Genomic DNA, 19,664 nt, shown 5'->3' with positions numbered 1-19,664 from the left:
AAAAGCCGCCCGCTCAGTACGAGGGGCGGCTTTTAGAATTATGGTGGGGCGTTTACGCCTCGGGCGTTGCGATCTCGCCGTCGTCGGTTTCATCGCCTTGGTCTGCAATCCAGGCAACGCTTACCACAACTTCGCCGCGGCCGGTGTCAAAGACTTTGACGCCACCAGCACTGCGCGACCGGAAGGAAATACCCTCTACCGGGACGCGAATCGATTGCCCCTTAGAGGTTGCGAGCATGATCTGATCATCCATCTCGACAGGGAAGGAGGCGACGATATCGCCACCGCGCATCGCTTTGTCCATCGCGGTCACGCCGAGGCCACCACGCCCGCGCACGGGATAGTCGTGGCTGGAGGATAGTTTACCCGCGCCTTTTTCGGTGATCGTCAGCAGCAGATTCTCTGCCGCAGACATTTCGGCGTAGCGTTCTTGCGAGAAATTCGGATCGGCGGGGGCTTCGTCTTCGTCGCCTTCCGCATCATCGGCCAGACCGGCCATCGCGCGGCGCATCTTGAGGTAAGCCGTCCGCTCTTCCGAGCTGGCGTCGAAGTGGCGGATGATCGACATGGATACGACCTTGTCATCGCCGTTCAGCTTGATCCCACGCACCCCGACCGAGGCGCGGCTGTTAAAGACGCGCACATCCGTCGCTGGGAAGCGGATCGCGCGGCCCGAATTGGTCACCAGCATGACATCATCGTCATTCGACGCGATGCGTGCGTTGATCAGCGTGGTGTCGGCGTGGTCGTCCTCGAACTTCATGGCGATCTTGCCGTTGCGCATGACGTTTGTGAAATCCGACAGCTTGTTGCGGCGTACGGTGCCGGCGGATGTTGCAAAGACCACCTGCAAATCGTCCCATTCTTTTTCGTCGCGGTCCACGGGCATGATCGCCGCAATGGAAACACCGGTCGGGATGGGCAGGATATTAACGATCGCCTTGCCCTTTGACGTGCGCCCGCCTTGGGGCAAGCGCCAGGTCTTGAGCTTGTAGACCATGCCGTCGGTCGTAAAGAACAGCAGCTGCGTGTGCGTATTGGCAACAAAGAGGGTGGTGACGACATCCTCTTCCTTCGTTTGCATGCCCGAAACACCTTTGCCGCCGCGGCGTTGGCTGCGGAAATCGACCAGTGGGGTGCGTTTGATATAGCCGCCGGAGGTTACGGTCACGACCATATCTTCGCGCGCGATTAGGTCTTCGTCGTCCATGTCACCGGACCAGTCGACGATTTCTGTGCGGCGCGGCACGGCAAACTGGTCTTTCACCTCGGCCAGCTCGTCCGAGATGATGTCCATAATCCGTTCGCGGCTGCCCAGAATTTCAAGGTATTCCTTGATCTTCTTGGCCAGTTCTTCCAGCTCGTCGGTGACCTCTTTCACCCCGATCTGTGTCAGACGCTGCAAACGCAGTTCCAGAATGGCGCGGGCCTGTGCTTCGGACAGGTTATAGGTGCCGTCGTCGTTGGCTGTGTGTGTCGGATCGTCGATCAGTGCGATATATTGCAGGATCTGTTCCGCGGGCCAACGGCGGGTCATCAGCTTTTCGCGCGCTTCCGCAGCATCAGCAGAGGACCGGATCGTCGCCACAACCTCGTCGATGTTGGTGACCGCGACGGCCAGACCACAAAGGATGTGGCTGCGTTCACGCGCCTTGCGCAGCAGATAGGCAGTGCGGCGGGCGACGACATCTTCGCGGAAATCGATGAATGATGTCAGGAACTTGCGCAGGGTCAGCTGTTCGGGCCGACCGCCGTTGAGCGCCAGCATGTTACAGCCAAAATAGGTCTGCATCGGTGTGAAACGGTAAAGCTGGTTCATCACCACTTCGGCGGTGGCGTCGCGCTTCAGCTCGATCACAACGCGCACGCCGTTGCGGTCAGATTCGTCCTGAACATGGGCGATGCCGTCAATCTTCTTCTCGCGCACCTGCTCGGCAATCTTCTCAATCATGGTGGATTTGTTCACCTGATAGCAGATCTCGTCGATGACGATGGCGAAACGGTCTTTGCGAATCTCTTCGACACGGGTCTTGGCCCGCATAATCACGCTGCCGCGCCCCTCAAGATAGGCTTTGCGCGCGCCCGAACGGCCCAACATGATCCCGCCGGTGGGGAAGTCGGGGCCAGGGATGTATTCGATCAGCTCTTCCGAGGTCAGATCGGGGTTCTCGATCAGGGCCTGACAGGCGTCGATCACTTCGCCCAAGTTGTGCGGCGGGATGTTCGTCGCCATACCAACGGCGATACCGCCCGCACCATTGACCAGCATGTTCGGGAAACGTGCAGGCAAAACAGTAGGTTCGCGTTCTTTGCCATCGTAGTTGTCGATGAAATCAACGGTTTCTTTGTCCAGATCGCCGGTCATGAAGGACGCGACCTTATCAAGGCGCGATTCCGTATAACGCATCGCCGCAGCGCTATCGCCGTCCATCGACCCAAAGTTACCCTGACCGTCAATCAGCGGCAGCGACATAGAGAAGTCCTGCGCCATGCGGACCAGAGCATCATAGATCGCGCTGTCCCCATGCGGGTGGTAGGAGCCCATGACGTCGCCCACGGACTTTGCCGACTTACGGTAGGCCTTATCGTGGGTAATACCTTTTTCATACATCGAGTAGATGATGCGGCGGTGAACCGGTTTCAGCCCGTCTCGCAGGTCGGGAATGGCGCGCGAAACGATGACCGACATGGCGTAATCCAGATAGGATGTCCGCATCTCGTGTTCGATATTGACCGATGGGCCATCATACACGGGGCGCGTAGCCGGGATTTCGTCATCGTTTTCAGGGGTTTCTGGCGTGTCGTTCACGTAATCTGCCTAGCTCTTGCTGGTTCTATATCTTGCGGTTTTGTATAGCAGACGGGGCATATCGGGTGCAATGCCTGCGGCCTTGGCAGGCGGGGATTCACTTGCTCATCAGGCTAAGTTATTGAAATGTAATGATACTAAATCCGGCGTGATTTTTGTGGCGTAACGTCAATGTCAATTGGTGGTTCAAGCCCGCGCGTTTGGGGTAGGCTAAAGCAAAACGAGGGGGAGGCATCTACGTGCAACAGATATTGGTCAATCAAAACGCAATCACCGAAACCCGCATGGTCGAGGCGGAGGGAGAGCCGCTGGCACCGGGGCAGGCGCGTCTTGCGATCGAAAGCTTCGCGGTGACATCGAACAATGTAACCTATGCGGCAGCGGGTTTCGATATCGGCTATTGGCAGTTTTTCCCGACATCCGAGAACGGATGGGGGATCGTGCCCGTGTGGGGGACTGCAAAAGTTGTCGAAAGCCGCACAGATGTGCTTGAGGTCGGCGCGCGGCTTTATGGCTTTTATCCAATGGCATCCGAGCTGGTGATCACGCCAGAAAAAGGCGCGGCGGGTCTGGTGGATGCGGCGGCACATCGCGCGAAATTGCCCTTGATCTATAATCAGTACACGCCCGTCAAACCCGCCCCGGCATCAGAGGATCACCTGCGCGCCTTGCTGCAACCGCTGCTGGCGACGTCTTATCTGATTTACGACTGGCTGCTAGATAATGACTTCTTCGGTGCCAATCAGATTATTGTGGGCAGCGCCTCGTCCAAGACCGGATTGGGTCTGTGCAGCTACCTCGCCGAGGCAGAGGGCCGCGGGTACAAGATCGTGGGCCTTACGTCTGCCGTCAATCGCGCGTTTGTCGAAGGTTTGGGGCATTGCGATACGGTGCTGACCTACGACCAGATCGACGCGCTGGCCCATGTCCCGTCCGTCTACGTCGATATGTCCGGCAATAGTACGGTCAAAGCCAAACTGCACAGCACGTTGAAAAATCAGTTGAAACATTCCTCGGCTGTCGGGCTGAGCCATTGGGATCAGTTCACCCCGACAGCCCCGTTGGATGGCCCTAAACCGCAATTCTTCTTTGCGCCCTCACAGGTCGCCAAGCGCCGCGAGGAATGGGGCCCTGGCAAGATCGAGGCGCAGATCACCGCCGCGTGGAAACGCATCGCGGCCAGCGCATCCGATTGGATGGAGGTCCGGGTGCATGACGGCGTGGCCGATGCGGAAGAGGTCTATGCCACCCTCGCACGGGGGGAGGCCGACCCCAAGGTCGGCGCGATTATCCGCCCCTAGTGCTGTGCGGGCGCGGGGTCAGGCAGAACAGCTTGCCCCGCCCAAGACGCAGAATTTGGCGCAATGAGGGTGGTTAAGGGCAACGTCTTTTTCCGCTTCTTCCAGCGAGTGGCCCAGTTCGAACTCTTCGGTGTAGGGCAGCAGGGTGCAGGCCAGCACGGCTGGGGTCGCGGCGCCTTTGCGCTTTACCACCATACGCGAGCTTGAACACATCACCGCGTCGGGGGATTTATCCAGGATTCCCCAGCAAGCGGTGGTGATTTCGGGCACTTCGACGGTTTCATCCATTTCAGGGAAAAGCACTGTCATCCCAGGGTCTTGCGGGTCGATGTCAAAGCTGTGCTCAGCGTAGAAAGCCCCATATCCAGCGCGGCTGTCTTCGTCCGTCGCGCCAAAAACCGACCGCCCTGCAACGGCCATGCGGATGTTATTGTCGCGCAGCCATTTCATGCCGGTCACTGTCTTTTCCAGCGCGCCCGCGCCGCGCTCTGCGTCATGCAAATCGGTGCAGTAGTGATCGACCGAAATGCGCAATGTCAGCTTGCCGGGATAGGCTTCGTTCAGGCGCACCAGCCCCGCTTGCACGGATTTACGCATCATCGGGCGCATGGCGTTGGTCAGGATCAGCACGTCATATCCGGCGGCCAGCGACGCTTCGGTGATCTCGATCATCTGCGGGTTCATGAACGGCTCGCCGCCGGTAAAGGCAATCTCTGTCACCGGCCAGTTCCGCTGCGTGATTTGCCCCAGATAATCGCGCACCTCGTCGGCGGTGATATAGACCAGCGCATCATTCGTCGGGCTGGACGCGATATAGCAGTTAACACATTCAATGTTACACAGGGTGCCGGTGTTGAACCAAAGCGTCTGCGGGTTTGTCAGGCTGACAGTCGCGCGGGGTTCACCCTTGGCCGTCAGGGCAGGGTCCTGAAATTTACCGATATTTGCGTCGACAACGTCTTTCATAGGAAACCGGGCCTCACCTGTATAAATTACTTTTCTTTGTCTATGCGAATGGTATGCGCAATAAAACCCCGTGTCATTTGGTGCACAGACTTGTGAAAAACGGAAATCTCAGTATGTTTGCGCTAACATCACATCTCGGCACCCAAACGTCGTAGCCTCGCGACAAGGAGCATCCACATGGTATCACGCGTCATTCCGGTCGATCCTTTTGATCTGGTGATTTTCGGCGGCACAGGCGATCTGGCGCGCCGCAAGATCCTGCCGGGCTTGTTCCGGCGCTTTTGTGCGGGGCAGATGCCCGAAAACGCCCGTGTCATTGGTGCCGCGCGCACAGAAATGGACCGCGCGGGCTATCAGCAGATGATCCGCGAGGCGATTGCCGAATTCAACGGCGACTTCGAGCACGAGAAGGCGCAGCTGGACGGGTTCATCGACCGGCTGGAATATGTCGCGATCGACGCCAAAGGTGAAGACGGCTGGGCCGAGCTGCAAAAGCTCATGGCCGGGACTGAACGGGTAGAGGCCTATTATTTCTCCGTCTCGCCCGCCTTGTTCGGTGATCTGGCGGAACGTCTGCAGCAATGGGGCATGGCTGACGCGCAAAGCCGGATTGTCGTCGAAAAGCCCTTTGGCCGCGACCTGAAAACTGCGCAGGCGCTCAACGCCACGCTCGCCAAGTATTTCGACGAAAGCCAGATCTACCGGATCGACCACTATCTGGGCAAAGAGACGGTGCAAAACCTGATGGCTGTGCGGTTTGGCAACATGCTGTTCGAGCCGCTGTGGAACAGCCAATATGTCGATCACATCCAGATCACCGTGGCCGAAACCGTAGGCGTCGGGGGCAGGGGCGAATATTACGACAAATCGGGTGCAATGCGCGATATGGTGCAAAACCACCTGATGCAGCTTTTGTGCCTGATCGCGATGGAGCCGCCGGCGCGGTTTGACCCCGACGCGGTACGCGATGAAAAGCTCAAGGTGATCCGCGCGCTGGACCCTGTGCTGCCGCATCATATCGCCCGCGGTCAATATCAGGCAGAGCCTTGCAACGAGGCCGAACAACCCGGTTACCGTACCGCTGTGGGGGATCCACGCTCGCGCACCGAAAGCTTCGTCGCGCTGAAAACCCACATCAGTAACTGGCGGTGGGCTGGCACGCCTTTTTATCTACGCACCGGCAAACGCATGGCGGCGCGGTCCTCCGAGATCACGGTCGTCTTCAAGGAAACGCCCCATTCGATTTTTGCAGAAGACGCAGGCCGCCACCGCAATGTTCTGTCGATCCGTTTGCAGCCGAACGAAGGCATCACCCTTGGCGTGACGATCAAGGAACCGGGCCCGGGCGGCATGCGTTTGGTGGACGTGCCCTTGGATATGACATTCGCCGACGCTTTGGGGCCGGAAGGCTCCGAACAGGTAGACGCCTATGAACGTCTGATCATGGATGTGATCCGTGGCAACCAGACCCTGTTCATGCGCGGCGACGAGGTAGAGGCCGCTTGGGCCTGGACCGACCCGATCATCCAGGGCTGGGAAGCGCGCAATGACGTGCCAAAACCCTACGACAGCGGGTCCGACGGCCCGACAGATGCCAACGAACTGATGCGCCGTGACCAGCGCCAATGGCGGGAGTATTCTGCATGAGATTGATCGAATATGCTGACCGCGAAGTCCTTGCGATGGACCTCGCCAATCTGATCGCGGGGGAGCTGAAGAACGCCCTTTTGTCCCATGACACGGTCAGCTTTGCCGTGCCGGGCGGGACAACCCCGGGGCCGATCTTTGACAGCCTGAGCGCGGCCAATCTTGATTGGGCGCGGGTGCAGGTCATGCTGGGGGACGAACGCTGGGTCGCCCCCGACCACGAGATGTCGAACGCGCGGCTCTTGCGCAATCGCCTGCTGGTGGGCCGCGCGGCCGAAGCAGCGTTCACCCCTTTCTACATCGACGGGCTGACCTCGGCCGAGGCCGCAGAAACGCTGTCCCCCCAGATCGAATCCCAATTGCCGCTGTCGGTGCTGTTGCTGGGCATGGGCACGGATATGCACACGGCCTCGCTCTTTCCGGGTTCCAACGGGCTGGAGGCGGCAATGGCCGCGGACGCGCCGGCGCTTTGTCCAATCGATGTCGACGGGCAGGACATCGGGCGCATCACCCTGTCGCGCAGGGTGCTGGAAGGCGCAATGTCAAAACATCTTGTGATCTTTGGCGATGAAAAACGTGCAGCGGTGGAACAGGCGCAAAGCCTGCCGGCCCTTCAGGCCCCCATCGGCGCAGTATTGAACGAGGCAACAGTACATTGGGCACCATGACGCATTTTGATGATTTGATCCGTATGCAGGCGGCGGTGCAAGACCGCTCTATCCTGTCGTTGTTCGACACAGCCGATCGCGCCCGGACATTCAGCGCGCAGACCGGCGACATGTTGTTCGATTTCTCCAAAACCAATCTTGACCGCGATACGATGGATGCGCTGCTGGCACTGATCGATGCCGCCGATGTGCCGGCGCGCCGCGATGCGATGTTCGCAGGCGAAAAGATAAACGAGACCGAAGACCGCGCGGTACTGCACACCGCGCTGCGCAACCTTGATGGGGGCGCGGTGATGGTGGATGGGGCGGATGTGATGCCCGGCGTCCATGATACGCTCGACCGGATGCGCCGTTTCGCGGATCAGATCCGCAGCAGCGACATCACGGATGTGGTGAATATCGGTATCGGCGGGTCCGATCTGGGGCCCGCGATGGCGGTGCAGGCGCTCTCGCCCTATCATGACGGGCCGCGTTGCCACTTCGTGTCGAATGTCGACGGGGCACATATCTCGGACACGCTCCGCGGGCTTGATGCGAAAACCACGCTGGTGATCGTCGCTTCCAAGACCTTCACCACGATCGAGACGATGACCAACGCCCGTACCGCACGCGCGTGGATGACAGAGAATGGCGGCGATCCGGCGAAGCAGTTTGCAGCGCTCAGCACAGCGCAGGACAAGACCAGCGATTTCGGTATCGATGTGGATCAGGTCTTTGGCTTCGAAGACTGGGTCGGTGGGCGCTACTCCGTTTGGGGGCCCATCGGCCTCTCGCTGATGATCGCCATCGGCCCACGCGCCTTCAATGCGTTCTTGCGCGGGGGGCAGGCGATGGACCGTCACTTCTGCGCTGCCGCCCCTCACGAGAACATGCCCATGCTGCTGGCCTTGGTCGGCATCTGGCACAATCAGATCTGCGGCTATGCCACCCGCGCCGTGCTGCCCTATGACCAGCGGTTGGGGCAACTGCCCGATTACCTTCAGCAGCTCGAAATGGAATCCAACGGCAAGTCGACCCTGATGGACGGCACCACCGCGCCCTATAATACGGGTCCCGTCGTCTGGGGCGCTGCGGGCACCAATGGCCAGCACGCGTTCTACCAGCTGATCCACCAAGGCACCCGCGTCATTCCTTGCGAATTCCTGATCGCAGCCAATGGGCACGAGCCGGATCTGACACACCACCACAAGCTGCTGATCGCCAATTGCCTTGCGCAATCCGAAGCTTTGATGCGCGGGCGATCCTTGCAAGAAGCGTCAGAGATGATGGCGGCAAAAGGGCTGACCGGTGCCGAGCTGGACCGTCAGGCGCGCCACCGCGTCTTCCCCGGCAACCGCCCCTCGACCACGCTCAGCTACCCTCTGCTCGACCCGTTCACCCTGGGGCAGATCATCGCGCTGTATGAACATCGCGTCTTTGTGGAGGGGATCATTCTGGGCATCAATTCCTACGACCAATGGGGTGTGGAACTGGGCAAGGAGCTCGCCACATCTTTGCAGCCGATCGTCGAAGGCGCGGCACCTGCCACCGACAAAGACGGCTCAACCGCCGCCCTTGTCGCCTTCATCGCCAAACACGCCGATTAGGATCACGGCTTCATTTTGCCAGATAAACTCCGGGGAGTGTGAGGGGCAGCGCCCCTCATCCCCAACCTCACACGCAAGGCTGCAGTTTACCCCTTCAGCGCGATGTCATAGGTCACCCAGCCCGTGCGGGTCGCCAGCTTGTCGTAGGCCCCACGTCCGCGATAGTTATCCTCCGCCGTGATCCAGCGCAGCGTGCCCCAGCCATTGGCTTTCGCCACCGTCTCAACCGCTTTGATCAGCGCCTGTGCGGCCCCGGTCCCGCGGGCCTGCGCGCTGACAAACAGATCATCCAGAAAACAGTTCGTCGCCGCGCGCAGCTGGCTTACAAAGGGACGGTAATGGGTAAACCCGACAAGTGCGCCGCTGTCATCCTGTGCCACGATGCAATTGCTGCCGTGAGCGGCGTCCATCAGCCAGCCAAAGACCGTTTCACGCATCTGCGGCGTCTGATCGACCTTGTAGAAAGCGGCGTAGCCGGCAAAGAGCGTTTCCCAAGCGCTGCGATCCGCGGCGTCCATCGGGCGGGTGGTGATTGTCATATCGTATGTTCCTTTCGGGTGCATGTGCGCGCGGCGGTTACCCCTCGGGGCGGGCGTTTTCAGTCTGCTCAAAATATTGTTTCAAACGCTCGGGCAGGGGATACCGACCGGAGCCGTCCGGTTCCAGCAGCACCAAAATACACTCGAACGTCGCGCGCAGCTCGCGGCCCACCCAAACCTCTTGCGCCAAAGCGTAAGAGGTGTTGCGAAAGCTGGTGCAGCGGCAGGTCACGATGTAATTCTCGCGCTCCAGCATCTCTTGCAGATAGCGTATCGAACCTGACCGGATCACCACGCGCGGGCCGGGGCTGTCGATCAGCCCGCGCTCCACCAATGACTGCGTATAGCGGATGCGCAGCCGTTCGAACCATTCGAAATAGACGGTGTTATTGACGTGGTTGTTGGTGTCCAGATCAGAGAAGCGGACCTGATCTGCCATGGCCAGCGGTTGCGGTGTTGGCATACCGGCGGCGCGTTGCTGATCGGGGGGAAAGGGGCGTGTGATAAATAACTGTCATGGAACCCTGCGTAAGCAGCAATGAGGGCGCTTGCAAGACTGGGGTGATTTGTCCATTTTGCACCCAACGAGTAATTGGGAGGATGCGCCATGCTTGGCCAAATGATGAATAAACCGCTGCTGATTTCGAGCTTGATCGAACACGCACAACGCTTTCACGGCGAGACAGAGATTGTCTCTGTCAAAACCACCGGCGGGTTGGAGCAGACCTCTTGGGGTCAAGTCGCGCGCAACGCCCGAGCGCTGGCTTCTGCGCTGACCAATCTGGGGCTGGACCCGCAGGCGCGCTGCGGCACCATCGCATGGAACAACCGCCGTCACCTTGAAATCTACTTTGGTGCATCGGGCGGCGGCTTCGTCTGCCACACCATCAACCCGCGTCTCTTCCCCGAACAGCTTGTCTATATCCTGAACCACGCCGAAGATAAGGTGCTGTTCATCGACAAGACGTTTGTGCCGCTGATTGCAGGCATTCAGGACAAGCTTGAACATCTTGAGCATGTCGTTCTGATGGAAGGCACTGATGAAGAAGCCGCCGCGCAACTGCCCGGGATCAAGTTCTATGACGATCTGATTGCCAGCGGCGACCCCGAGTTCATCTGGCCGGATCTGGACGAGAACACCGCCTCCAGCCTGTGCTATACCTCGGGCACCACGGGCAACCCCAAGGGCGTTCTCTATTCGCACCGTTCTACCGTGTTGCACAGCTTTGGGATCAACCTGGCCGACAGTATCGCGATCACGGCCAAGGATGTGGTGCTGCCCGTTGTGCCGATGTTCCACGTCAACGCCTGGGGCGCGCCCTATGCCTGCGCTATGGTCGGCGCGGCAATGGTAATGCCAGGCCCTGGTCTGGATGGCCCGTCGCTGGTGAAATTGATCGACACCAACGATGTGTCGCTGGCGCTTGGCGTTCCAACCATCTGGCTGGGTCTGCTGAACGAGGCGGACAAGATCGGCAGCAAGCTGGAAAGTCTGCAGCGTACGGTCGTTGGCGGCTCTGCCTGCCCGCCGTCAATGATGACCGCCTTCCGCGAGAAATACGGGGTAGAGACGATTCACGCCTGGGGCATGACAGAGATGTCGCCCGTTGGCAGTATCAACCAGCTGTTGGCCAAACACACCAAGCTTCCTGCCGACGCGCAAAACAAGCTGCGCGAAAATCAGGGTCGTCCCGTCTTTGGTGTGGATCTTGAAATCCTTGATGACGACGGCAATCCCGTGGCGCATGACGGCGTGACACAGGGGGATCTGGTCACCAAAGGCTACTGGATTCTTGACAGCTATTTCCGCAAGACCCGCAGCGAGACGCTGAACAAGGACGGTTGGTTCGACACGGGCGATGTGGCGACAATGGACCCCGACGGCTACGTCACGATCCGCGATCGGTCAAAAGATATCATCAAGTCGGGCGGCGAATGGATCAGCTCGGTCGAGCTTGAAAACATCGCGATCGGTCACCCGCACATCGCGGATGCGGCCGTCATCGGGGCCCGTCACGAGAAATGGGACGAACGCCCGATCTTGATCGCGGTGAAAGTCGAAGGCCAGGACCCGAGCGAGGCAGAGATCCTGTCGATCTTCGAAGATAAGATCGCCAAATGGCAGATCCCTGACCGCGTTGTCTTTACCGACGCATTGCCGCGCAACGCGACCGGCAAGGTGCTGAAACGTGATCTGCGCGAAAGCTTCGGCGAAGTGCTGATCAACGGCTGATAAATGCTTCACCGGGGCAGGCCACTGCCCCGGTGCTGAGCTTACTTCTGTCCCCACAGCAAAAAAAATATATGCGGGGCAGGAGCGTTATATATGGTCTTCAACAAGGCGCATTATAAAGCAGAGACTTTGATCTTAAACGTAGGTCTGTCGCCGACAGTGGCACCTCGTACAGACTTTTTGCGGCATGGTCGTGCTGTCACGCCACCTGTGAATACCTAATTTGCACGACACGCGCGAAAGCGCCCGCGAAAGCCCTAAGACCATATAGCACCTATATCTCTATACAAAAGAAAAGTTGGCGTAGACTACATCCTAGGGTGCCAGTAGTTACTAAACTATTAATGCCACTTTAGATGCCTTGTTCAGGCTATTCACGGGGTACTACACGGCTTGAGTGCTTAGATTGCTGTGAGCTGCGCGGCTCTGTGCGGTTTAGAATTGCGTCGCGCCAGCGCTTCACCCGCGTCCGCGATAGGGCGGCACGCCTTGATCGGGAATCCAGACGCTTTTGGGGGTCTCGCCTGTTTGCCAGAACACGTCGATGGGGATACCCCCGCGCGGATACCAATAGCCGCCAATGCGCAGCCAGCGGGGCGACAGCAGCTCTACCAGACGGCGGCCGATAGAGACGGTGCAATCCTCGTGAAAGGCACCGTGGTTGCGAAATGCGCCCAAGTAGAGCTTAAGCGATTTGGACTCGACCAGATACTGATCCGGCACATAGTCAATCACCAGATGCGCAAAGTCGGGCTGGCCGGTCATCGGGCAAAGCGAGGTGAACTCGGGGGCCGTGAAGCGCACGCAATAATCGACATCGGCCTGAGGGTTCGCGACTTTCTCGAGCATCGCTTCTTCGGGCGAGGCGGGAAGCTCTGTCTTGCCGCCAAGCTGCTGCAAATCGCTGTAAATCGTTTCCATAAATCCTCCGGTGGCGGGTCAGACCCCGCGTTTGTTGCCCCATAGCAAGACGTGTAGTTGCGGCAGCAGGCGCGGCGTGAACCAGCGATCTGCCATGGTTTTATCCACCAGCCACAATAGCTTATCCGCCAGCAGCTGCGGATCGACAGCGACGCTGGGGTCGACCTCGTCATTGCCGGGTTGCAGATAAAGCGGCAGTTGGGGGTAGCGGGTGGCGGCGTCGCGGGCCCAATCGTAATCCGCGTCGTCAAATATCACGATCTTCATCACCGTTTGCGCTGCCGTTTCGCCAGCCGCAACGCAACGGTCGAAAGCGGCCCAATCCACCGTCTCGCCGCTGGATGGTGGTTTCGGGCTAAGCACAAGGCAATCCAGCTGCCCGAACCACGGCTTCGCGATGGAGCCTTGCGTCTCGCAGGCAAAACGGTAGCCGGCGGCCTGACCCAATTGGATTAGGGGCGCGAAGTCCTGAATGGCGGGGTTGCCGCCTGACAGGGATACGGTCAGCGGCGTGTTGTCCGACAGGCGCTGCACCTCTTGCCAGACCGCGTCGGTCGACATGCTGGCCCAGTCATGGCGGAATGCGGGGTCGACCGCGTGCATACTGTCACACCACGCGCAGCGATAGTCACAGCCGCCCGTGCGCACAAAGACGGTGGGTTCACCGATCAGCGCGCCTTCGCCCTGTATCGTGGGGCCGAATACCTCGGCGATGCGCAGCTGGCTCATGGCCGGTACTCTGCCCAGGTCTTTGGCGTCTCGCTGACCTTGACGGCGGTGGTTTCGGGCCAGTGCTGCGCGCACCATTCATAGAGATGACGCGCCATATTCTCGCCGGTGGAGGCAAAATCCAGCACGTCGTTGAGGTGACGGTGATCGAAAGTCTCGTCTATATAGGTCTTGAGCGGCTTCAGCTCTCCGTAGTCGCGAATAAAACCGTCGGCGTTCAGCTCTTTCGCCCGAAGCTCGACCACCACGACATAGTTATGCCCGTGCAGGCGGGCGCATTGGTGGCCGTCTGGCAGATGCGACAGCTGATGCGAGGCGGAAAAGTGGAACTCTTTGGTGATTGTATACATCAGGCGAGGATCTTCCGCTTGATCGCTTCGGCCCAAAAATCGGGATCGTCGTATTGGGTCGGGTCGGCAACCCCCGCCAGATCGAAAGCCTCGCGCCGTTCGACGCAGGTGCCACAGCGCCCGCAGTGATGCTCGCCGCCTTTGTAGCAAGACCATGTTTCGGCGAAGGGGGTGTTATGGCGCTGGCCTTCGGTCACGATATCCGCTTTTGAGCGGTGCACAAACGGCGTGTAAAGCGATACATCGGCATAACCGTCCAGCGCCATATATTGCATGAACTCAAACGCTTGGGTGAAATCGGGGCGGCAGTCGGGGTAGATGAAGTGATCGCCCCCATGCACCGCGGTTGCGACCGCCTGATCCCCCCGTGCGGCGGCAATGCCATAGGCGACCGTCAGCATGATCGCATTCCGGTTGGGGACAACGGTGACCCGCATCGTTTCTTCGGCGTAATGCCCGTCGGGTACATCCACATCATCAGTCAGCGCGGATCCGGTCAGCGCCGCGCCGATCCCGCGCATGTCGATGATGTCATGGGGAACATCCAGACGTTTGGCGCAGAGCGCGGCATAGTCTAGTTCCTTGCGGTGGCGCTGGCCGTAGTCAAAAGACACCAGCCCCGTCAACTTGCGTTTGGCCGCCACCATATGAGCGAGCGACACAGAATCTAATCCGCCGGAGCAGATGACAATCGTTTTCATTTCTTAACCCTTGTTTTGTTACCCGGGTAGGCTGCGACCGGGAAGGCGCCTGATAGACGAGGCAATCGGGGTTGCCAAGGGGGCGAATGCAGCGAATTTGGCGCGAAATGTCGCTTTCGCGGCGTCACTTATAGAAAAACCGCCAGACCGGTGGGGTCTGGCGGCATGGCGCATAGCTTATGCAAACGGGTGAAACCTGCTCGCGCGCAGTATCAGGCGCAAACCCGCTATCAAGCGGACTGCATGCGCAAAGCCTGGTTCGCCCACTCTGGGTCGGCAACGGCATCGACCAACGCGGCGGCAACATCGCCACGGGCGGCTTCGGCTTTGACATCCACCTTGTCGCCAAAGATGATGTTCCGGTTGCCCGCGTCATCCGTCAGCGCCACGGGGCGCAGGATGGCGTATTCGAGGCCGGAGTTTTGCAAATGCACGTCGGCGTCGTGTTTGGCTTGCAGGTAATGTGCCAGCTCGCTGTCTGGGTCGGGGTTGTCCGCGCCGACGCTGCTGAGCATCACAAAGCGCGAGATACCGGCCTTGGCGGCGATATCCACCAGATCTTTGGCACCATCGCGGTCAACCTTGTCGGTCATCTCTGGCCCCGTGGACCCGCCGGAGCCCGCGGCAAAGATCACCGCATCGCAGCCTTCGCAGGCGTCAGCGGTCAGATTGGTCAGGTCCCCATTGCGCAGTACCACGTCAGAGGCAAGCGCACTGGTGTCAGAGGAATCGCGAACAAGGGCGATCGGCGTGTGGCCCTGTTTGCGGAGTTGTTCAGTGACGCGGATACCGGTTTTGCCGGTCGCGCCGGCGACGAGAATATTCATGATTACAATCCTTGTTATACGTGTCGCGGAAAAGAAAACTGCCCGCCGCGCGACCATCGCGCAGCAGGCGATTTTTTTACATTAGCGACAATAGCTTATGGGCGGCTTCTTCCGAAGACGCGGGGTTCTGGCCGGTGACAAGCTTGCCATCGGTCACCACGAAGGATGCCCAGTCGTCACCCTTCTTATAGGTCCCACCATTGGTCTTGAGCATGTCTTCGACCAGAAAGGGGACCACATCGGTCAGGCCCACGGCCTCTTCCTCGGTATTGGTGAAACCGGTGACGGTTTTGCCCGATACCAGCGGTTTGTCGTCGGTGCCTTTGGTGTGCTTGAACACCGCTGGCGCGTGGCAGACGGCCCCGACGGGGCGGTCGCTGGCGGCGAAGCTCTCGATCAGGTTGATGCTGGCCTTGTCTTCAGCCAGATCCCACAGCGGGCCGTGGCCGCCGGGGTAGAAGATCGCGTCGAAACCGTCGGCCGAAACGCTCGACAGCACTTCGGTATTGGCCAGCTCTTTCTGTGCGGCGTCATCGCTTTTGAACCGTTTGGTAGGTTCGGTCTGCGCATCATCTGCATCGCTGGACGGATCAAGCGGCGGCTGTCCACCTTTGGGCGAGGCCAAAGTGATCTCTGCACCAGCGTCTTTGAACACGTAATAGGGGGCCGCGAACTCTTCGAGCCAGAAACCGGTTTTGTTACCAGTGTCGCCCAGCTTGTCGTGGGAGGTGAGTACCATGAGAATTTTCATGTTTTTGGGCCTTTCAATTCATTTCTTATACCGATCAGGGCGTCATCGGGGACGCCGCAGTAAAGACCGCGTAGACCGTTCAACGAATGGGCCCGCCCGTTGTTCCGCGATATGTCTGACGTTTTTGTGACTGATGCGGGTGCGGGTAGGGCAATGGTGGATATGCTCTGGCACCACAGGGGCAAAGCGATTAAACCCGCGGTAGTTTTTCGCGGGAAAGGTTCGGCCGGATGCATAGAGTAGAACTAGCCGAACGGCCCCACTGGCGCGACCACGCCAAAGAGGTCGGCTTTTCCTTCGCGGACATGCACGGGGAACCCTATTGGGACGAAACCTCTGTCTATGCGTTCTCGCTTGACCAGATTGAAAATGACATCGAAGACCCCGCGACCGCGCTGCATGGTATGTGCCGCGAGGCGGTGGATCACATCCTTTCCAGCGAAGAGCTGTTGGAAAAGCTTGCCATTCCCGAAGCGCACCGTGACCTTATTGCGAACAGCTGGAAGCAAGGCGATCCCGAGATTTATGGCCGCTTCGATCTGGCATATGACGGGCAGGGGCCCGCCAAACTGCTTGAGTATAATGCCGATACGCCGACCTCGCTCTATGAATCGGCGGCCTTCCAGTGGCAGTGGTTGGAAGATCAGCTAGAGGCAGGCAACCTGCCCGAGGGGGCGGATCAGTTCAACGGCATCCACGAGGCACTTGTCGCCCGTTTCGCCGACGTGTTCGAAACCGATAGCGATCTGCATTTCACCGCGGTCGCGGGCAATCCCGAAGATTACGGCACGGTAGAGGCTATGGGCTGGGCCGCGCGCGAGGCGGGGTTGGGCGCGCATTATTGCGACCTTGATAAAATCGCGCTGAGCGATGACGGGCAGTTTCTGGATGATGAGGACCGCCGCATCGCCGTCTTGTTCAAACTCTACCCGTGGGAAGACCTGCTGCGCGACGATTACGCGGACCACATCGAAGGCTCCGGCTGTCTGTTCCTTGAACCCGCATGGAAAGCGCTGCTGTCCAACAAGGGCCTGCTGCCCGTGTTGTGGGAGATGTTCGAGGATCACCCGAACCTGCTACCTGCGTTCTTTGAACAGGATGTGGGCGAGGCGATGGCGGGGCGCGGCTCTGTCACGGGGCGTGCGGCGGATGCCTTTGACCGTGCGCGGGCAGGGCTTGCACGGGCCCATGTGCGCAAACCGATCCTGTCGCGCGAAGGGGCCTCGGTCGAGATCGTTAAATCCGGCCAGATCATCGAAAGCGCCAGCAACACGGAGTATGCCGAACACCCGCGTATCCTTCAGGCCTATGCGCCCTTGCCGCAGTTCGACGGGATGCGCCCCGTGGTCGGCGCGTGGATCATCGGGCAGACCTGTGCGGGCATTTGCCTGCGAGAGGACCGGTCAAGGATCACGCAGGATCTGTCGCGTTTCAAACCCCATTACATTGCGCCATATTCCGGTTAGCATCGTCGCCCAATCGCCGCACCACAGCAGAAAGCAGATCATCATGACAAAACGGTCAAAACGCGTCGCCATCGCGATCATCGGGGCCACCGCCTTTACACTGGCCGGTTGCCGCGACGAAAAGATTGATGCCGCGGCTTTTCCCGATGTGCAAAGCTGCAAGAACGAGGCGTCCTTTGGGGGCACATTCACCGCCGCCGATTGTGAAACCTCCTTTGCCGAGGCGGAGACACTGCATGTGGAATCCGCACCGCGCTACAACAGTCTGGATGTCTGCGAAGAACAACACGGCGAAGGGGCCTGCGGGTCAGAGGCGCAGCAAACACAGGGCGGATCGGGCGGTATCTTTATGCCGTTGCTCGCGGGCTATCTGATCGGGAACATGCTGGGCGGGCGGTCGGGGATGGCCGCAAGCCAGCCGATGTATAAGACGGCGGATGGCAAGTTCACCAATGCGGCGCGCACCAGCACCTATTCCAGCAACAAGGGGGCCGCCAAGCTCAGCACCTCGCAATTCACCCGCCCCGCGACGACCGTGGGCAAAACCCCGATGACCCGCGCTACGGCGTCATCCCGTGGCGGCTTTGGGAAGGTAGGCAGCGGGCGCACCGGTTTTGGCGGCTAGGGCACGGGCACCGCACACGCAGACGTGACCGCTGCAGCCCCAGCCGCAGGAACTTGATACGGCGACCATGTGTTTGCCCTTCGACGCGAATAAGCGAAGAAGGAGCAGACATGTCCAAGATCACGACAATCAATCCCGCCACCGAAGAAGAGATCCAGTCCTACGATCTGATGAGCGAAGCAGAGGCTATTCAGCGGGTCGAAGCCTGTCATGACGCGCATCTGGAATGGCGCAAGCTGTCGCACAAGGAACGCGCCCCCTATCTGACCAAGATCGCCGCCAAGCTGCGCGAGAATGCGGATGAACTGGCCGCTCTCATGACGCGCGAAACGGGTAAGCTGCTGAAAGACGGCAAGACCGAGGTAGAGATTTGCGCGGCCATCTTTGAATATACCGCCAAGAACGGCCCCGACGTGCTTGCGGATGAAGAACGCACCCACGGTGCCGACGGCAAGCGCGGGGTCGTGACCTATCAGCCCATCGGCGTCATCTATTCGATCCAGCCGTGGAACTTCCCACTGTACCAACCCACCCGCGTGCTTGCGGCGAACCTGATGACCGGCAACGGTTGTGTTCTGAAACACGCGAGTATCTGCACCGGATCGGGTCTGCGACTGCGCGAACTTTGTATCGAGGCAGGGCTACCCGAAGACCTGTTCCAAGTGATCCTGATCGATCATGACACCAGCGACAAGCTGATCGAACACCCCAAGGTGCGTGGCGTAACAATGACGGGCAGCGATGGCGCGGGCCGTCATATCGGGTCGGTCGCCGCGAAGTCGCTGAAAAAGACCGTGCTCGAACTTGGGTCCAACGACGCCTATCTGGTGCTTGAGGATGCTGACATTGAGACAGCGGTCAAATTCTCGGTTATGGGTCGGCTCTATAACAACGGGGAAACCTGTGTATCGGCGAAACGCTTTATTGTCGCCGATAAGGTGCATGACGCCTTTGTTGATGCCTTCGTCACCGAGATGAAAAAGATCAATATGGGTGATCCGACCGACGAAAATGTCCAGCTGGGCCCATTGTCCAGCCAAGACCAGTTCGAGACCGTGCGCGATCAGGTGAAGGAAAGCGTCGATAAAGGGGCCAAGGTGCTCTGCGGTGGCGAGGTGCCTGACCGTACGGGGGCCTATTATCCCGCGACGGTATTGTCTGACCTCAAGCCCGGTATGCCGGCGTTTGACGATGAAATCTTCGGGCCCGTCGCATCGATCATCCGCGCGAAGGATGACGAAGACGCGATGCGTCTGGCGAATGACAGCCGCTATGGTCTGGGCGGCGGGATATTCTCGAAGGACGAGGACCGCGCGTTGAAGCTCGCGAAAGAGCATTTTGACACAGGGATGATCCGCATCAACTCCTTCGGGGCTGCCGATCCGAATATGCCCTTCGGCGGAGTGAAAGATTCCGGCTATGGGCGTGAGCACGGCGGATTCGGTATGAAGGAATTCGCCAACGCCAAGGCGATTTTCCTGCCCTAAGCCTGCAAAGCGGCATCGTCGTATGATTACGACTTTTACCACGCCCGCGCGCGCCGAG

General features: G+C 59.4%; 18 protein-coding genes. 8 read left to right on the top strand and 10 right to left on the bottom strand.

Annotation, left to right across the window (positions count from 1 at the left end):
- Positions 1 to 52: 52 nt before the first annotated feature.
- Positions 53 to 2,809 carry a DNA gyrase subunit A gene (gene gyrA / locus GLP43_RS11035; RefSeq protein WP_237279342.1) on the bottom strand — a complete coding sequence of 919 codons (2,757 nt, stop codon included), beginning with the start codon at positions 2,807 to 2,809 and terminating at the stop codon, positions 53 to 55.
- A 239-nt stretch (positions 2,810 to 3,048) separates the two neighbouring features.
- Here gyrA and GLP43_RS11030 point away from each other — a divergent pair, with 239 nt between their 5' ends.
- The gene (locus GLP43_RS11030) at positions 3,049 to 4,110 is read left to right on the top strand and encodes a DUF2855 family protein (RefSeq protein WP_237279341.1); all 1,062 of its coding nucleotides are present in this window, start codon (positions 3,049 to 3,051) and stop codon (positions 4,108 to 4,110) included.
- An 18-nt stretch (positions 4,111 to 4,128) separates the two neighbouring features.
- On the opposite strand, the gene GLP43_RS11025 is transcribed toward GLP43_RS11030, so the two are convergent.
- Positions 4,129 to 5,076, bottom strand: coding sequence for a radical SAM protein (locus tag GLP43_RS11025; protein WP_237279340.1), 948 nt, complete (start codon positions 5,074 to 5,076; stop codon positions 4,129 to 4,131).
- 177 nt (positions 5,077 to 5,253) lie between these two features.
- Between GLP43_RS11025 and zwf the strand changes: the two genes are divergently transcribed.
- Genes zwf through pgi form a run of 3 tightly spaced genes read left to right on the top strand, consistent with a single transcriptional unit; the run spans position 5,254 to position 8,977 of the window.
- Positions 5,254 to 6,723, top strand: a complete 1,470-nt coding sequence (gene zwf / locus GLP43_RS11020) for a glucose-6-phosphate dehydrogenase (RefSeq protein WP_064216451.1) — start codon at positions 5,254 to 5,256, stop codon at positions 6,721 to 6,723.
- On the top strand, positions 6,720 to 7,391 hold the full coding sequence (pgl, locus tag GLP43_RS11015) for a 6-phosphogluconolactonase (RefSeq protein WP_237279339.1): 672 nt from the start codon (positions 6,720 to 6,722) through the stop codon (positions 7,389 to 7,391). Before zwf ends, pgl begins: the two co-directional genes overlap by 4 nt.
- On the top strand, positions 7,388 to 8,977 hold the full coding sequence (pgi, locus tag GLP43_RS11010; protein WP_237279338.1) for a glucose-6-phosphate isomerase: 1,590 nt from the start codon (positions 7,388 to 7,390) through the stop codon (positions 8,975 to 8,977). Before pgl ends, pgi begins: the two co-directional genes overlap by 4 nt.
- Before the next feature lie 86 nt (positions 8,978 to 9,063).
- Here the strand turns inward: pgi and GLP43_RS11005 are convergent, their stop codons facing one another.
- On the bottom strand, positions 9,064 to 9,516 hold the full coding sequence (locus tag GLP43_RS11005) for a GNAT family N-acetyltransferase (protein ID WP_237279337.1): 453 nt from the start codon (positions 9,514 to 9,516) through the stop codon (positions 9,064 to 9,066).
- 37 nt (positions 9,517 to 9,553) lie between these two features.
- Positions 9,554 to 9,979 (bottom strand): acyl-CoA thioesterase, encoded by a 426-nt coding sequence (locus tag GLP43_RS11000; RefSeq protein WP_237279336.1) that lies wholly within the window; start codon positions 9,977 to 9,979, stop codon positions 9,554 to 9,556.
- Between the two features lie 144 nt (positions 9,980 to 10,123).
- Between GLP43_RS11000 and GLP43_RS10995 the strand changes: the two genes are divergently transcribed.
- On the top strand, positions 10,124 to 11,749 hold the full coding sequence (locus tag GLP43_RS10995) for a long-chain fatty acid--CoA ligase (protein WP_237279335.1): 1,626 nt from the start codon (positions 10,124 to 10,126) through the stop codon (positions 11,747 to 11,749).
- 459 nt (positions 11,750 to 12,208) lie between these two features.
- On the opposite strand, the gene queF is transcribed toward GLP43_RS10995, so the two are convergent.
- The 6 genes from queF to GLP43_RS10965 form a co-directional block, all read right to left on the bottom strand.
- A complete protein-coding gene (gene queF / locus GLP43_RS10990) occupies positions 12,209 to 12,670 on the bottom strand; it encodes a preQ(1) synthase (protein ID WP_005853736.1) in 462 nt (153 codons plus the stop codon).
- 18 nt (positions 12,671 to 12,688) lie between these two features.
- On the bottom strand, positions 12,689 to 13,399 hold the full coding sequence (gene queE, locus GLP43_RS10985; RefSeq protein ID WP_237279334.1) for a 7-carboxy-7-deazaguanine synthase QueE: 711 nt from the start codon (positions 13,397 to 13,399) through the stop codon (positions 12,689 to 12,691).
- Positions 13,396 to 13,749, bottom strand: a complete 354-nt coding sequence (queD, locus tag GLP43_RS10980; RefSeq protein ID WP_237279333.1) for a 6-carboxytetrahydropterin synthase QueD — start codon at positions 13,747 to 13,749, stop codon at positions 13,396 to 13,398. Before queD ends, queE begins: the two co-directional genes overlap by 4 nt.
- Positions 13,749 to 14,450 (bottom strand): 7-cyano-7-deazaguanine synthase QueC, encoded by a 702-nt coding sequence (gene queC / locus GLP43_RS10975; RefSeq protein WP_237279332.1) that lies wholly within the window; start codon positions 14,448 to 14,450, stop codon positions 13,749 to 13,751. Before queC ends, queD begins: the two co-directional genes overlap by 1 nt.
- 230 nt (positions 14,451 to 14,680) lie before the next feature.
- Positions 14,681 to 15,277, bottom strand: coding sequence for an SDR family oxidoreductase (locus tag GLP43_RS10970; protein WP_237279331.1), 597 nt, complete (start codon positions 15,275 to 15,277; stop codon positions 14,681 to 14,683).
- 76 nt (positions 15,278 to 15,353) lie between these two features.
- Positions 15,354 to 16,028, bottom strand: a complete 675-nt coding sequence (locus tag GLP43_RS10965) for a type 1 glutamine amidotransferase domain-containing protein (RefSeq protein ID WP_237279330.1) — start codon at positions 16,026 to 16,028, stop codon at positions 15,354 to 15,356.
- 230 nt (positions 16,029 to 16,258) lie between these two features.
- Between GLP43_RS10965 and GLP43_RS10960 the strand changes: the two genes are divergently transcribed.
- The 3 genes from GLP43_RS10960 to GLP43_RS10950 all read left to right on the top strand — a co-directional run bounded on the left by GLP43_RS10960 (position 16,259) and on the right by GLP43_RS10950 (position 19,606).
- A complete protein-coding gene (locus GLP43_RS10960; protein WP_237279329.1) occupies positions 16,259 to 17,494 on the top strand; it encodes a glutathionylspermidine synthase family protein in 1,236 nt (411 codons plus the stop codon).
- A gap of 43 nt (positions 17,495 to 17,537) precedes the next feature.
- On the top strand, positions 17,538 to 18,119 hold the full coding sequence (locus GLP43_RS10955) for a DUF1190 domain-containing protein (protein ID WP_237279328.1): 582 nt from the start codon (positions 17,538 to 17,540) through the stop codon (positions 18,117 to 18,119).
- A 110-nt stretch (positions 18,120 to 18,229) separates the two neighbouring features.
- Complete coding sequence (locus GLP43_RS10950) at positions 18,230 to 19,606, top strand: NAD-dependent succinate-semialdehyde dehydrogenase (RefSeq protein WP_037944353.1); 1,377 nt, start codon at positions 18,230 to 18,232, stop codon at positions 19,604 to 19,606.
- Positions 19,607 to 19,664: the final 58 nt, after the last annotated feature.

The sequence above is a fragment of the Sulfitobacter sp. M39 genome (genome assembly GCF_021735935.1).
Lineage (GTDB): Bacteria > Pseudomonadota > Alphaproteobacteria > Rhodobacterales > Rhodobacteraceae > Sulfitobacter.
Note: the sequence above shows the minus strand (reverse complement) of the source record. Positions and strands in the feature narration are given on the sequence as shown.

Excerpts from the sequence above, each read along its gene's own strand:
- GLP43_RS10965 (WP_237279330.1), bottom strand. The coding sequence starts at position 16,028 with ATGAAAATTCTCATGGTACTCACCTCCCACGACAAGCTGGGCGACACT.
- GLP43_RS10970 (WP_237279331.1), bottom strand. The coding sequence starts at position 15,277 with ATGAATATTCTCGTCGCCGGCGCGACCGGCAAAACCGGTATCCGCGTC.
- GLP43_RS11000 (WP_237279336.1), bottom strand. The coding sequence starts at position 9,979 with ATGCCAACACCGCAACCGCTGGCCATGGCAGATCAGGTCCGCTTCTCT.
- queF (WP_005853736.1), bottom strand. The coding sequence starts at position 12,670 with ATGGAAACGATTTACAGCGATTTGCAGCAGCTTGGCGGCAAGACAGAG.
- queD (WP_237279333.1), bottom strand. The coding sequence starts at position 13,749 with ATGTATACAATCACCAAAGAGTTCCACTTTTCCGCCTCGCATCAGCTG.
- GLP43_RS10950 (WP_037944353.1), top strand. The coding sequence starts at position 18,230 with ATGTCCAAGATCACGACAATCAATCCCGCCACCGAAGAAGAGATCCAG.
- GLP43_RS10995 (WP_237279335.1), top strand. The coding sequence starts at position 10,124 with ATGCTTGGCCAAATGATGAATAAACCGCTGCTGATTTCGAGCTTGATC.
- queC (WP_237279332.1), bottom strand. The coding sequence starts at position 14,450 with ATGAAAACGATTGTCATCTGCTCCGGCGGATTAGATTCTGTGTCGCTC.
- queE (WP_237279334.1), bottom strand. The coding sequence starts at position 13,399 with ATGAGCCAGCTGCGCATCGCCGAGGTATTCGGCCCCACGATACAGGGC.
- pgl (WP_237279339.1), top strand. The coding sequence starts at position 6,720 with ATGAGATTGATCGAATATGCTGACCGCGAAGTCCTTGCGATGGACCTC.
- zwf (WP_064216451.1), top strand. The coding sequence starts at position 5,254 with ATGGTATCACGCGTCATTCCGGTCGATCCTTTTGATCTGGTGATTTTC.
- GLP43_RS10955 (WP_237279328.1), top strand. The coding sequence starts at position 17,538 with ATGACAAAACGGTCAAAACGCGTCGCCATCGCGATCATCGGGGCCACC.
- pgi (WP_237279338.1), top strand. The coding sequence starts at position 7,388 with ATGACGCATTTTGATGATTTGATCCGTATGCAGGCGGCGGTGCAAGAC.
- GLP43_RS11005 (WP_237279337.1), bottom strand. The coding sequence starts at position 9,516 with ATGACAATCACCACCCGCCCGATGGACGCCGCGGATCGCAGCGCTTGG.
- GLP43_RS11025 (WP_237279340.1), bottom strand. The coding sequence starts at position 5,076 with ATGAAAGACGTTGTCGACGCAAATATCGGTAAATTTCAGGACCCTGCC.
- GLP43_RS10960 (WP_237279329.1), top strand. The coding sequence starts at position 16,259 with ATGCATAGAGTAGAACTAGCCGAACGGCCCCACTGGCGCGACCACGCC.